This window comes from Paenibacillus sp. FSL W7-1287, from assembly GCF_038004245.1.
In the GTDB taxonomy this organism is placed as follows: domain Bacteria; phylum Bacillota; class Bacilli; order Paenibacillales; family Paenibacillaceae; genus Pristimantibacillus; species Pristimantibacillus camelliae.
Genome location: NZ_JBBORD010000001.1, coordinates 1,639,465 through 1,653,832, shown reverse-complemented (window position 1 = coordinate 1,653,832; position 14,368 = coordinate 1,639,465). Strand labels below are relative to the sequence as shown.

7 protein-coding genes are annotated in these 14,368 nt (G+C 45.6%); 2 read left to right on the top strand and 5 right to left on the bottom strand.

Annotated elements, in window-relative coordinates; translation table 11 throughout:
• Positions 1-161: 161 nt before the first annotated feature.
• Positions 162-5,480, top strand: a complete 5,319-nt coding sequence (locus NSQ99_RS07400; RefSeq protein ID WP_340835964.1) for an S-layer homology domain-containing protein — start codon at positions 162-164, stop codon at positions 5,478-5,480.
• Positions 5,481-5,978: 498 nt separating this feature from the next.
• Here NSQ99_RS07400 and NSQ99_RS07395 read toward each other — a convergent pair whose 3' ends face one another.
• From NSQ99_RS07395 to NSQ99_RS07380, 4 genes are all read right to left on the bottom strand, one after another.
• Positions 5,979-6,896: a tRNA dihydrouridine synthase gene (locus NSQ99_RS07395; RefSeq protein ID WP_340835962.1), complete on the bottom strand. Its 918-nt coding sequence runs from the start codon at positions 6,894-6,896 to the stop codon at positions 5,979-5,981.
• A 198-nt stretch (positions 6,897-7,094) separates the two neighbouring features.
• Positions 7,095-8,213: a hypothetical protein gene (locus tag NSQ99_RS07390; RefSeq protein WP_340835960.1), complete on the bottom strand. Its 1,119-nt coding sequence runs from the start codon at positions 8,211-8,213 to the stop codon at positions 7,095-7,097.
• An 84-nt stretch (positions 8,214-8,297) separates the two neighbouring features.
• A complete protein-coding gene (locus NSQ99_RS07385) occupies positions 8,298-9,752 on the bottom strand; it encodes a sensor histidine kinase (protein WP_340835958.1) in 1,455 nt (484 codons plus the stop codon).
• Positions 9,742-10,437, bottom strand: coding sequence for a response regulator transcription factor (locus NSQ99_RS07380; RefSeq protein WP_251671539.1), 696 nt, complete (start codon positions 10,435-10,437; stop codon positions 9,742-9,744). The genes NSQ99_RS07385 and NSQ99_RS07380 overlap by 11 nt, the downstream gene beginning before the upstream one ends.
• Before the next feature lie 582 nt (positions 10,438-11,019).
• Between NSQ99_RS07380 and NSQ99_RS07375 the strand changes: the two genes are divergently transcribed.
• Positions 11,020-12,885, top strand: a complete 1,866-nt coding sequence (locus tag NSQ99_RS07375) for a beta-L-arabinofuranosidase domain-containing protein (protein ID WP_251671537.1) — start codon at positions 11,020-11,022, stop codon at positions 12,883-12,885.
• 397 nt (positions 12,886-13,282) lie between these two features.
• Here the strand turns inward: NSQ99_RS07375 and NSQ99_RS07370 are convergent, their stop codons facing one another.
• The gene (locus NSQ99_RS07370; RefSeq protein ID WP_340838753.1) at positions 13,283-14,347 is read right to left on the bottom strand and encodes a Ger(x)C family spore germination protein; all 1,065 of its coding nucleotides are present in this window, start codon (positions 14,345-14,347) and stop codon (positions 13,283-13,285) included.
• Between the last annotated feature and the right edge of the window lie 21 nt (positions 14,348-14,368).

The following is a 14,368-nucleotide window of genomic DNA, read 5'->3' as shown; positions in this document are numbered from 1 at the left end:
AGTCAACAAAGGACAACTGATGTAAAAACATGTAAAGTTTAATAAAAGACGCTACCTCATATAATGAAAGCGCAAACATTAATCGTTTGCGTGTCAAGTCCCAATACGATGCGGGTAAGCCGTGGGCCCACCGGATCGAAAATAAGGAGGGTTTTCAGTATATGTCAAAACGATTTAGCAGAATGCTCGCGTTCCTCTGTTGCTTGGTAATGGTGGCGTCGCTAATACCTGCCAGCTTTGCCGCCGCCACTTACAACATCGAGAACGCAGAAGCACTTGATGACCTCAGTTCTACAACTCTTACAAGCTTGCTGGAGAATGAAACTCCGACCGCCATTTTCGGAACTCCCCAACTCGGGTCAGACGACCCACTGTGGGCCCTGACAATGGAGCATCACATCAACAAAAGCACTGTACCTGACGACCCCAGACCCCATGCCACGGGCACGGCCAGGATCCTTTGGGACTACGACTACCTGTATGCTCGCGTGATTGTAGAAGATAGCAATTTATATCAGGGACGCGGCGGGGATCATACGTACGACAGCTTAGAGTTTTATGTCGGTACTGGATCCAACGGTTCAAACCAATGGCGTGTCAGTTCTACGGGCGTGTTTTCAGGGCAGTCCCATACTGACAGAGCTGCGTGGACTGAGATTACGGACACTGGATACATCGTGGAAATGAGAATCCCAAAAAGAAATCTTACCTTACAGCCAGGCAAGTTTACCTTCGAGGTTTATATCAATAACTCGACGGAAAATGGTGCGGATCGCTATGAAGTCGTTTCCGCTTTCGGAGAGCCGGACAAAGGTTATGGTGGCCATGCTGCATTTGCAGACAGCTTGGAGCTCATTAAAGTCGATGAAGTGGACGATAGACACTCCATCACCATCTCGACTGATACGGGTGGCAAAATAACGCCTACAGCACCCGGCAATGTTCTGAGAGTTGCTCCTGGCTCAGACAAAACATTTACGATTCTCCCTGATTACGGCAAAATTGTGGATACAGTAACGGTAGACGGAGAGCCCGTAACTCTATCCGATGGCACTTATACCTTTTTAGAAATTGACGCTGACCATACAATTCACGTGACATTTAAAGATGATCCAGCCGCTGATCAGCTTCCTTTTATCGTATGGAATGATAACTTTGCTAGTGGCGAGTACACGACGGCTGTCATCGTTGACTTGGGCGAAGGGAAGGAAGCGAAAGGCTCCGAGCTTCATCCAGACTTGTTTACCGTATCGGCCAAGAACACTACCCTGGATGGTTCCTCAGTTACCTATGAAGGAACGCGCAAGATCTCAAGAGTATACGCCAATGACGAACCGAAAGTGCGCGGCTATCTTGGGAAAGTAAGTAATTCTCCGGATTATCAGGACGGACTGGAAAGCGGCCGTTACATCGTAGTTGAGTTTGAGTTTTATACAGAAGTCGGCGGTAATACAACGCTGGATGGCAGCTCGAACTCGACAAAGCAAAATTACAACATTGTTCAAAATGGCGAAATCGTACTAACTGAAGGCACTTCGCTTAGCCACACCGTCTTTAGACAGGATAATGTTGTGAATCCGATCCTTGACAAGTTTACAACACCCACGGGCGATTCGGTCAATCGGGCGCTCTATCTTCACAAGGCTGAAAACGGTGAAGTGTTGCAGGGAATGCCGCTATATGTCTATACCCACGGTATGAGTCGCGGTGGAACAAATGCTGAGACAGACCAAAAAGCATCCATGAAATCCGCTAACGGCTCAGTTGCTCTGATGAAGAAAATGGAAGAAAATCCCGATAAATACGCCAGCCATATACTGAATATTTCCTATAATGGCACGTCTACTCCCTCCACAGCAAATGTTAAGAAGGTTATAGACGACCTTGTTGCTAGCGGTGCAGTAGACCCTAACCGTATTTATGCGGCGGGCTTCTCATGGGGCGGTCGGTATACGAACAGCTTAGTTAACGACTACCCCGGCTTCTTTGCAGCAGCAGCACCTATGGCCCCGGTAAACGGCTCACCTGACGCGAGCACAAACGACGCTCACACTGACCTGGCCTACTGGATGTTTATAAATACTCATAACGTTGGAGTATACCAAACTAACCTCACTAACTTCATAAACACCAATATGCCTAAAATGATCAACGCGAGGGCTTCAAACTTTGAGAGCAATGAGGCTCTTACGTGGCCTTACAATCAATTTGATCAGCCAAGTCAGAGACCGAATCCAGACAACAACCCCCCTCTACAAGACTATATAGCACACGAAGTAGAAGCAGCGGTTCTTTACAACCAGATTACTATGGAGAATCCGTTTACTGAAGAGACTTGGAGCATAGCTCCGATTGCACAGTCCTCTAACTTGCCGGCTTGGAACAATGACTACACAGACGTCTTTGCTTGGATGTTCGCGCAGACCAAAACGAACAACCAACCTGTTGCCGGATACGGCTCGCCTGTGTTGGGCACCAACGACACGCTGTGGAACCGGGCGGTGGAGCTTGACATAAACAATAGTAGCGCACCCAACCAGGAAATAGGCCCAAAAGCCACCGGCAAAGCCAAGGTAATTTGGGACGAAGACTTCCTTTATGTACGCGTTGTGGTTACCGACCCGGAAGTGTCCACCGGTCACTCGCCTGGCACTGAGCACATGACCGACAGCGTGGAATTTTATGTCGGTGACGGAAGCAGAGGCTCAAACCAGTGGCGTATTGGCGCAAGCGGCATTTTCTCGGGTCAAAACGCAGCGGGCCGCGACGGTTGGGTTCAACTAACTGACACCGGGTATATCGCGGAAGTGAAGATACCAAGAAGAACTGTTGAATTCACGAACAATTCCCCGATTACTTTTGATGTGTACATCAATAACTCAACTGGCGCTGGGAACGACCGTTATGAGGTTGTATCCAGTTTAGGCACTCCCGACGCGGGTTATAGCAGTTCTGCAAGTTTCACCAACAGCCTGCTGCTGTTTGGGGGCCCCACGACTTCCAGGCACCCGGTTATCGCCACGTCAGGATTAAACGGCACAATCTCGCCGTCCGGCTTAATTCGGGTAGCTGACGGTGGCAACCAGGTCTTTACATTCACCCCCAACGGCGGTTATGTCGTGGATACCGTAACTGTTAACGGTGAATCAGTAGAGATTGCAAACAATACCTATACCTTGGAGAACGTAAACACCGATGACAAAGTAATCCATGTTACATTCAAACCCGATCCGACAGCGACGTTACTTAACTTTATCGTATACAACGATAACTTTGCGACCGGTGAATTCACCACAGCCGTTATCATCGATCTGGGGGCGGGAAATGAAGCTGTGGGTTCCGACCTTAGCTCAAACCTGTTTACCGTATCGGCGAGGAATACCATGCTGAACGGCAATCTGGCATATCAAGGCACACGCACCGTCAGTAGAGTATACGCCAATGACGAACCTAGACCCAGAGGGTATAAGGGTGTGAAACAGAATTCCCCTGATTACCAAGCTGGACTTACTAAAGGCCGCTACATCGTGATAGAATTGGAATTCTGGAAATTAACCGGCGGACAGTCCACTTTGGAGGCATCCAATTCCACCATCCAGAATTACAGCATTGTATCCAATGGCAATATCACGCTTGATGGCAAGGCTGCCATTGTTAAATCGTCTTTCGCACAGTCAGGTGTCGTCAATGAAATCATCGACAAATTTGAAGTTGGCCCCAAAATTGACAACGCGGAAGCGATGCAGTACGGACTCTATATTCATAAGGACGGCAACGGCGTCCCGGTAAAAGGGCTTCCCCTTTACATCTACGCTCACGGTTCTACCCGCGGCGGTACACAGGACGGGGATACCTTCGCACCCATCAGGTCTGCCAACGGAGTCACCGCACTTATGAAAAAAATGGAAACGGACTCCAAATATGCTAGCCATATAATCGCTTTGCGAGCTCAAAACAACGTTCAAGCAACGGCCGCTACCTTAAAGGCTTATATCGATGATTTGGTAAGCAAGGGACTTGTTGACCCCAACCGTATTTACATGGCAGGCTTCTCTATGGGAGCAGCTTATACAAATAATTTCTTGACGACATATCCCGACCTGCTCGCAGCCGCAGCGCCTATGTCTATTCGACCTTCAATCAATGCGGAACAAGCCAAAACTCTTAAAAACTTTGCATACTGGTCATTCGTTAACACAACTGATTCTCCATCTATGAAGACAGGGACGGAAACTTTTATAGCTGAAGTAATGCCCATAATGGAAAACGCTAGGCACACGTTCATCGACAGAAATGAAATATTCGTTTGGCCCTACGACCAATGGACAAAGGCGGAAGCACCTATTAATGGAACCAATTGGATTCCCTCCGGCCACGAGATGGAAGCTTCGGTTCTATGGAACAATATTTCAGGCTACACGAATACTTTGTCTAATATAGGTTCCGGCAAGGAGTGGAGCCTTAAACCTACAGCGCAGTCCTCTCAATTGCCGGCTTGGAACGATGACTACGAGAACGTTTTCGATTGGATGTTCGCACAGAGAAAAACCGTCGTGCCCACTCCTTCTGGCGGCAACACCGGCAATACGGACAACACCGGCAATACGGGCAATACGGGCAACGAGACAGACGCTGGATCACCGAAGCCGACCTACACAGTAAACACACCGAAGGATAAACCAGCGATTATAGACACAAAAGGCAATACTACACTGCCTGGCGGCGGCGAGATTGTGACCAAGGGCGGGACGAAGATTAAGGTGCCTGAAGGCACAACTATAGACTCAAATGGTAAGATGATCATTCCGGCAGACAAGAGCGCCAAAGTGACACTACCTGGTGACAGCAGCATATCGCTGAACATCCATGAGGTTACGGAGCTTGTGTTCGATGACGACACCCCGTTGGGCTTCCTCGTGATGTCGGGCAATCCTTTCAGGGATGTCAACATGGACGACTGGTTCTACAGTTACGTAAACTTCGCCTACACATACGGTCTTTTCAACGGCACGACGTCCACGACGTTCTCACCAGGCACCGCAATGACGCGAGCGATGTTCGTGCAGGTACTGGCCAATCTTGAGAACGTAAACCGCTCTGGCTACACGAGTTCTCGCTTTAACGACGTGACGGGCGGGCAGTGGTACACGGCGGCAGTCGAGTGGGCGGCCGAAAGCGGCATAGTCAACGGTATAAACGCAGACCTTTTTGCCCCTAATTCACCGATGACGCGCGAGCAGATGCTAGTGATACTGTACAACTACATGAAGTTCAAGGGCTATGAGATACCTGATAGCCAATCTAAGTCCTTCTCGGACGAGAGTGAGATCAGCTCATGGGCGTTGGAGGCCGTTCAGGCGCTGCAGGGCATCGGCATTGTATCAGGTAAGCCGGGCAACCTCTTTGACCCCAAAGCCACAGCCACCCGCGCCGAAGTAGCCACTATCTTTGTAAGGTTCGTCGAATATTTGGCTAAGTAAAAGCGTAAACAGAACAATGCGGACCCTTCCAGTTGGACAATATCCAGCCGGGAGGGTCTCCTTCTATTTTACAAAGAAAAAATCTGCGATCTGATACTGCTAAACACACGATAGAGCATAGGGCTTTAGTCTATGCTGTCAGCGCTTTCGTACTTCAGTGTATTATATAATTCTGATCATGGTTATAAAAGGATGTCCTATGCAAAATACAACTAATTTGACGAGTTTAGAAACTTTGCCTCAACATCTTTAAAAGCCTAATCCTCTTATCTGAGCATTAGGCTTTTGCATTTACGGTTTAGGAATCCCGTTATTTATCAATTCGATATGTTGACACCATACACTCGACATGGGCAGTATGCGGTATATCGATTAGAGTCACAACCACATGATCAATTTACGAGTATCCCGTTCGAGACTTGGGGTTGGGAACCATCAGATTTGCCAGGTGTATGCAATTCTTGAGATGCTGCTCCAATTGGATGTCATAACCATCGTTTACTTATCTAAACCAATATAAAAGTCCTGCAGCACGTTTCGAACCTCATCTGTAGATTTGGTTTGCATAAGCTTATCCTTCAACTCATCTGCCTTATCAAATCCGTTAATATAGATCTTAAAGAATCGAAGCAGATGAACAAACGGTCTTGGCTCCAATTCTGTTGAGTACTTATCATATAACTCTATATGAAGCTTTAACAGCTCAATTTTTTCATCTTTACTATGATCTCTTGGATCTTGCTCAAAGGCAAATGGATTATTAAATATACCTCTACCGATCATAATTCCATCTATTCCATATTGCTCTGCAAGCATTAAGCCTGTTTTTCGGTCAGCAATATCTCCATTAATCGTTAATAATGTGTGCGGTGCAATCTGATCTCGAAGCTGCTTAATTTCAGGTATCAGCTCCCAATGTGCTGCTACTTTACTCATTTCTTTCTTGGTCCGTAGATGAATAGACAGATTTGCAATATCTTGCTGTAGTACATGTGTTAACCACTCACGCCATTCATCAACATGCGTATATCCAAGTCTAGTTTTTACACTTACCGGTAATCCGCCCGCTTTAGCAGCTTGTATAATATCTGCAGCAAGCTCAGGTTGTAGGATAAGCCCACTGCCTTTCGCTTTAGCTGCAACATTATGTGCAGGACAACCCATATTAATATCTATCCCTTTAAAGCCGAGCTTAGCTAAGCCTACACTCATTTCTTTGTAGTATTCAGGGTTATTTCCCCATATATGTGCAACCATCGGCTGTTCATCTTCCGTAAAGTATAATCTGCCACGTTCACTATATATACCATCTGGATTACAGTAACTTTCCGTATTAGTAAACTCCGTAAAAAACACATCCGGTCTACCTGCTTTAGCAACTACATGACGGAACACGACATTGGTTACGTCTTCCATAGGTGCAAGTACAAAAAACGGTTTAGGTAACTCTTTCCAAAAATTATCGTTCAATGTTATTCCATTCCTCTCATGTCCTTACGTTAACCGTTAAAACATTATTATAACATAAAAAGGATTATATCCTCAGAAACATAAAAAACGTCAATAATCCCTCACCTAATAAGAAGATGAGGGACAAAATTGCTGTAAACAAACTTATTCGGTGACATTCGTTGCAAGATGTGCTTGAATTTCAATTACACTGCTTTCATAGCTGCTTCCGTTCCATACGGTGTAGGTTAACTCCTTGCCAGACGGGTTCCACGTAGTACTTAGTGAGCTTTCCAGATTAGCTGAAATCCGAGTTTCTTCGTCAGAGAGCACATCATATACATACAATCCCTTAACCATCGCTCCATTAACCTCATCCTGCTTGCTGTACGCGATAAAACGCTGATCTGCCGACCAGGAGATCCCTCCAAGCTCCGCTCCTTGTGCAATCGTTTTTGGGTTTTCACCATTCATACCGCTTAGCACGATTTCGCCCTTCGCTTCACTGTAATGCTCTACCAGCAGTTGAGTGCCGTCAGGTGACGGAATAATGTTGCTTGCTGAATCGAAGCCTAGCTCCGATATCTCTTTTGTTTCCATATCTAAAACCTTTAAGCTCTCGGATGCATTTGTATTATAATAAAGCTTATTTCCGACCTGAGCGACAAGGAATAGGAAATCGTCTACTATTTCCGAAACTACTTCGACTTCACCACTAGTTGTCGCTCTATACGCACCACCTGCATAAGAGGCTCCAATCACACTGTCATTATCGACCCATCGAGCGCTCATGGCTACAGGAATGTTAACCGTCTGCAGCGTCTCTAGGTTCATAACATAAAACGATGGATCACCAATTGTATATTCCTGATAAACTAGATGTTTTTTGTCCGGAGACAGTTTAACTCCCCCGATATATATGTTCTCCTTTTCTAGCAATGGCGTGAACGTATCTGTCTTCAGATTATATTGGTATAGGCTGTGCGGATAGGTGTCTGATAATTCCTCTAGCTTCATGTTACCTAAGGATTCATTTTCCTTAGAGACAATAGCTGTCTCCTCATTCAGCCAGTCGTAAATATACATCTTTTCATATTTTTTAATGTTCCCAACCACAATTTGATCTTCTGCTGGTGGTGTTTTACTTTCATTATCAATGATTGTAATCGTCTTTCCTGGTTCCTTGATAACTACTCGATTCTCCCCGTTATTCCCGCTACAAGCAGTAATAGTAAGCAATAACATAGGCACGGTTGCCATAATCGCTAATTTTGATCTGTTCAATATGATCGCCTCCTTAATGCATACGATACCAGCTGTTTGTTGCAATCTAACCAAAAGTTGTTTCCAACATGTAAACAATCTTATCTAGATTACACTCAAAAACGTTAAGCTAAACGTTGTACCGTTTGCATCTGACTTTACGATAGCGATACTGCCTCCTTGCGTCTCTGCATACCTTTTGGCAAGCGATAACCCAAGGCCAGCGCCGCCATGCTCCCTCGACCGGTTTTTGTCCACCGTGTAAAAGGCTTCGAATATTTTATCGGTTACCTCGCTTGGAATGCCTATGCCCGTATCCGAAATTTCGATAACGACCTGATCTCCCTTAACGACATTACTAACATAGATATGGCCGTTTGGTTTGTTGTACTTAATAGCGTTATCCAGTAAATTTGCTAGCACGATATTCATATAATCCTTGTCGGCCTCTATATAAGCTTCGTGCAAATCTGTTACGAGTGTCAGACCGAACTTGTCCATCTTCCCCTTTAGGCCACCTAGCACAGATCCGATCATTTGACTTACCTCAAGCCGTTCCTTGTTATATTCAAAATCATACTTCTGCATCGCTGACAATTGCAGCACCTTCTCCACCATCTCATATAGCCTTTGTGTCTCGCTGGCAATATGACTTCTAGCCGTCATCTGTAATTCCTCATCATCCGGATACATATCAAGTAGATCAATAAAAGCTTTAATAGAAGTTAGCGGTGTCTTGAACTCATGTGTTACGTTACCAATAAACTCCTTCTGCTGTTGGTCAAGCTCAGATAATTTCTGCACTGCAAGAGCTAGCTTCTCCCGCTCCCTGTCTTTATCCTGCATCGTTAACTTAAGCCGTTCACTCATTGCAGCAATTCCTGCACCAAGCTCTCCAATTTCGTCGTTTCGCTTCATTACAGGTGTTTCAAAATGCCCCTCTCGAATGCGACCTACCGCGTCGTTCAGCCTAATAATACTGCGGGCAATAGAATTAAAATAAAAGTAGGCCAACAGGAAGCTGAGCACAAACACCCCTGCTCCAATATAAATGAACAATTGCTTAATTTCTTCGTAGAAGGCTTGATGTTCACGAAGAGAATAATAAAACTGGACGACGCCTAGCTGCTCATTCCCTACGCGCAGAGGGGTCAAATAATACATAGATTCTCCCTCTACCAAATAAGCCGTTTTATTCTCCAATGTGTATGATAGCGTCTGCTTAACACCTTCGGATTGGTGAGGAACATTCCTTCTGCTTATAATAGAACCGTTGCTGTCATATAGAACTACAGGCTGACCGCTGATCAACTCCAATTGCTGACCGAATGCGTCACCTTTAGTTCTTAAAAAGTGTTCAGGAATTTTATTAGATTCCGACATGACTGATTGGATGAAATAAACATTGGCAGTTTCAGCTTGGTGAGCTAACAATTGCTCCACTTGTACCTGCTGATTCCTCTCTATTCCCTGAAGTACGAGCAGGCTTAACACAAACACAGTTAGCAATAAGATAGCCGCGAGAAATAAACTAAGCTTTAGCTTGATACTAACTTTCACCGTAGCCTCCAACTGCCTTGTAGCCGATGCCATATACCGTTTGAATGATATCGCCATGCTCCGGCCCCAGCTTTTTGCGTAATCTCTGCACATGAATGTCTACCGTTCGTGTTCCTCCAAAATAGTCCATTCCCCATACTTGGTCGAGCAACTGCTCCCTCGTATACACCCTCTCAGGACTCGAAACTAATAGTGCAATCAACTCAAATTCCTTCGGCGTCAGTTCTAGCCTGTGCCCATTTGCAACAACTGTTCTCTTCGTGACGTGTACCTTTACCTCACCGAGCTGAAGCTGATCCCGATCCTCCTTGTCTCCTACCTGATGCATTCTTCTTAATAGCGATTTAAGTCTAGCGAGCAGCTCCCTCATATCGAAAGGCTTCGTTAAATAATCATCCGCGCCAAGCTCAAGTCCAAGTACTTTGTTTACGATGTCTTCCTTAGCCGTCAGCATAATGACACCAATTTTCCCCTTAGTGTGCAGCTGCTTCAGCACGTCATAGCCATCCATACCAGGCAGCATCACATCAAGAATAATAGCATCGGGCTCAGTCTCGTTAATCCGCTTCACGGCTAAATCTCCACGATCAACTACTTCAACCGTGTATCCCTCACGCTTTAAAGCGTAAGCGATAGCATCCGAGATTGCTTTTTCATCCTCAATGACCATGATTGTTTCATGCATGGCATTAACCGCCTTCCTTGATTCGTATTCTCTCGTTATTATATAAGGTTTGATCTTGAAATTATAATCCGTTTCATTAAAAATAATCAAAGGGTGGAACGTACCGTCTTTCCTACATTCAAAGTTATTCTTGAATCAATATTAATTTCTACATCCATAATGCCCGCCAATCGATATACATTACAACTCGCCCAGCCTCAGGCTTAGAATACGAAGACTGGCTCGCGATGTCCATCGATTTATTTACCCACTAGTCAATGCTGGTGGAAATAGTAACGTGTAGCTATAATGTACATAAAGAACTCTCTCTCATCTTATCCGCGGCTATAACCGTGATTATGATGTGCTAGAAGTCAATAACGGAGAGGAGGCGCTAGAACTGTGCGAAACAAATGACGAGTCTCGTCCTTAGCGATATCCGAATGCCCGTGCTGGATGGCCACTGTATGATCGAAGCTATCTGAGCTGAATCCGAAGCTAAGAAAGTTTTTCGTAAGCGGTTACATTGGCTGGAAGTACACATAAAGAGCGCTTCACCTGCGTATCGAAGGTAATGTATGTAAAATGGGGAGGATAACAAAAATGCAAACCATAAAAGGCACTAACGTGCTCGTGCGCGACAGTGACATCAAGCGTAGAGAAGCGGCAAACCGAGCGTATCTGATGAAGCTGAGCAGCGACAATCTACTTCTGAATTACCGAGTCGAGGCCGGCCGCTTCCACGGGCGGGTCGTCCCAGCGGACGCTCACGGTGGCTGGGAGTCACCGGTTTGTCAACTGCGAGGGCACTTCCTCGGGCACTGGCTCTCAGCGGCAGCGCTGCACTATGAGGCAACGGGTGACAAGGAACTGAAGGCTAAGTTGGAGTATATCATCGACGAGTTAGCTGCATGCCAACATGACAATGGCGGACGATGGATCGGGCCGATCCCCGAGAAGTATTTGCATTGGATAGCCAATGGCAAAAGCGTATGGGCTCCGCAATACAATCTGCATAAGCTGCTAATGGGACTCGTCGATGCACATCGCTACGCAGGAAACGAGCAAGCACTGAAGATCGCTGACCGTTTCGCTGATTGGTTCGTCGACTGGAGCGGTCAATTCTCCAGAGAACAGTTCGACGACATCCTTGACGTCGAGACGGGTGGCATGCTCGAGGTATGGGCAGACCTGCTCCATCTTACCAGACAGGACAAATACAGGACGCTGCTCGATAGATACAATCGCAACCGGCTATTCGAGCCACTGCTCGTAGGGCGCGATCCACTAACGAATATGCATGCCAACACAACGATCCCGGAGGTGCTCGGCTGCGCTCGGGCTTATGAGGTGACCGGGGAGCCACGATGGATGGCGATCGTCAAGGCATACTGGCAATGTGCGGTGACCGACAGAGGTACTCTAGCAACCGGCGGACAGACGGCAGGCGAGGTCTGGATGCCTAAGCAGAAGATGAAAGCCCGTCTCGGAGACAAAAACCAGGAGCACTGCACAGTCTATAATATGATTCGGTTGGCAGAGTTTCTGTTTCGACACAGTGGCGATCCCGCCTTTATGCAATACATTGAATACAATCTGTATAACGGCATCATGGCACAGGCGTATTACCAGGAATATTTCTTGACTGGCAACAAGCACAATGACCCGTCTACCGGACTGCTAACGTACTTCCTGCCGATGAAGGCCGGCCTGCGTAAAGACTGGAGCACAGAGACCGACAGCTTCTTCTGCTGTCATGGAACGATGGTACAGGCCAACGCTGCCTGGAAACAGGGGCTTTACTATGTGAAGGATGATAGCGTATATGTATGTCAGTATTTTGACTCCGAGATGAAGACAACCATCGGTGGGCTGCAGGTCCGTATTCACCAGAACCAGGATCGTATGAGTGGTAGCATGCTGAATTCCTCGAACACTGCCGGTCATCATGCGATCAATGACATGACCGTAATGCACGAGAACATGCCTGCCTATCGCAAGCACGATTTCATGATCAACATTAGCAAGCCTCAAGCGTTCGAATTGAATCTCCGCATCCCTGATTGGATCCGCGCTGAAGCTCAAGTTTATGTGAACGGGGAGTTGCATGGAGCAACGAAGGCTAGTGAGCAATTCTATGTCATTCAGCGAAGCTGGGAGGATGGCGACCGCGTGAGTCTGCTACTGCCCATCGGTATCCAGTTTGTCCCGCTACCTGATGATGCGAACATGGGGGCATTCCGTTACGGCCCGGACGTGCTTGCAGGGATTGGCGAAGCGGAGCGAATCTTATACGTGGACAATGAGGACATTGCCTCCGAAATCGAACTCGAGAATGAGCGGGAATGGGGAAGCTGGCGTTACTTTTTCAAGACAGTCCAGCAGGACCCGGTGATTCAACTGCGTCGCATCCGCGATATCGGATATGAGCCCTATCAGATCTACTTCAAGCTGAAACGGCTAAGCTAAGACTGCTGAGCGGTCGTACGACCAACAGCCGCAGGGCGCTTGCCTGCGGCTGTTCAGTCGTGTTATATGGACTTAATGCACTAAGGTGGGCTCAAAATATGTGCTTGTGGAATAAAACTAGTATGTTAAAGAGCAGATTTCTGCAATGCCTTAAGAATCTATGAAGAGATGACCCTAATGTATGGATGGAATATCTTTGAAATGTTTTTATATCAGAAAACATTAATTGAATAAAAATATAACCGCCTATAATCTAAATGGCGGTCACATGCCCCGAATGTGTTTATTAGTTTCTATCACTTCAATTAATTCTGTTAACGTGCACCAAAATGACTACTAAGCATCTATTAAACAAAATACCTTTCGAGCGGTTGGGAACGACTGGCTTGTTTTAGAATCACAACAGCCGTTCAACATTAATTAAAGGATATAATTTGATGTCGTAGTCAACATTAATTTTCATATTTTCCCAATACTCCATCCATTGCTCATCAGTTATTTCTTTAGAAAACGGCTTAAGTGAATAGGTTCCGACCTCTAAGGGATCCACTTTCCACTGTTGCATTCTTTTTAATAAATCTGACGTTTGTTCCTCGAGGTAGACCTCAATCTCATGAATTAATTGTTCCAATTGTTCCTCTTTTTGAATATTGTTTTCTCCATGGTATTCTTCAATTCTACCGTTTAATCTCACTTGTAAAGACAAGGATGAATAGTCCCTCGATAGTTTCATGCGAACATTGGATCGAATACGTCCTAAACTGATAGATAACTTGGGAATGGCCAAGATTTTCAAGAAATGATCGTTATCCAGAAGTTGGAAAATTTCATCTTCCACATCTTGAATGACCATTACTTCTTTATCCTTTTGGAATAAGGCTGTCCCTATGTAATTGAAATTGTTCTTATCCGAATGAAAAACCGGCAGAAACGGATCCTTAAAAGGGGAATATAACTTTTTCATAAATTGATGAATATTGACGATGCTCATTTCACCTTGGTTATGCTTCTCGTAATGCTGTAACATACGGTAAAGATAATATTCTTGGTTTTCTTGCTTCGTTAGTTGATTTTTTATATATTCATCAAAATCCCCTCTGACAACCAACAAATAAACACGCATTGAAATATCGGGATCAATCATTAGCGTATTGATCAGTTTTTCAATGCCTCCTTCTTTTGCCAGCTCCTCATTGATTAATAACATTCGCAGCTGCCCCTGCTTTAATTCCTGATAATAAATTAAATTAAACTCCTTGCCTCCCTGTTTTAACAGATCGACTTCTTTGGAGAGCAGACGTTTTTCTTCTTGGATGAGCGGTGGTACTAAAGTACTAATTTTCAATTTTCCTTCCGCCCCCTTATCAACCGACCAGAAAACTACAGGAGCAATCTCTTCGATCATATTGTTCTCGACAAATGGAGAAGAACAACTGGTCATCCACATAAGGCTTACAATCACCAATATACCATAGTGCTTGTA

Excerpts from the sequence above, each read along its gene's own strand:
- NSQ99_RS07400 (WP_340835964.1), top strand. The coding sequence starts at position 162 with ATGTCAAAACGATTTAGCAGAATGCTCGCGTTCCTCTGTTGCTTGGTA.
- NSQ99_RS07380 (WP_251671539.1), bottom strand. The coding sequence starts at position 10,437 with ATGCATGAAACAATCATGGTCATTGAGGATGAAAAAGCAATCTCGGAT.
- NSQ99_RS07395 (WP_340835962.1), bottom strand. The coding sequence starts at position 6,896 with ATGGAAGACGTAACCAATGTCGTGTTCCGTCATGTAGTTGCTAAAGCA.
- NSQ99_RS07375 (WP_251671537.1), top strand. The coding sequence starts at position 11,020 with ATGCAAACCATAAAAGGCACTAACGTGCTCGTGCGCGACAGTGACATC.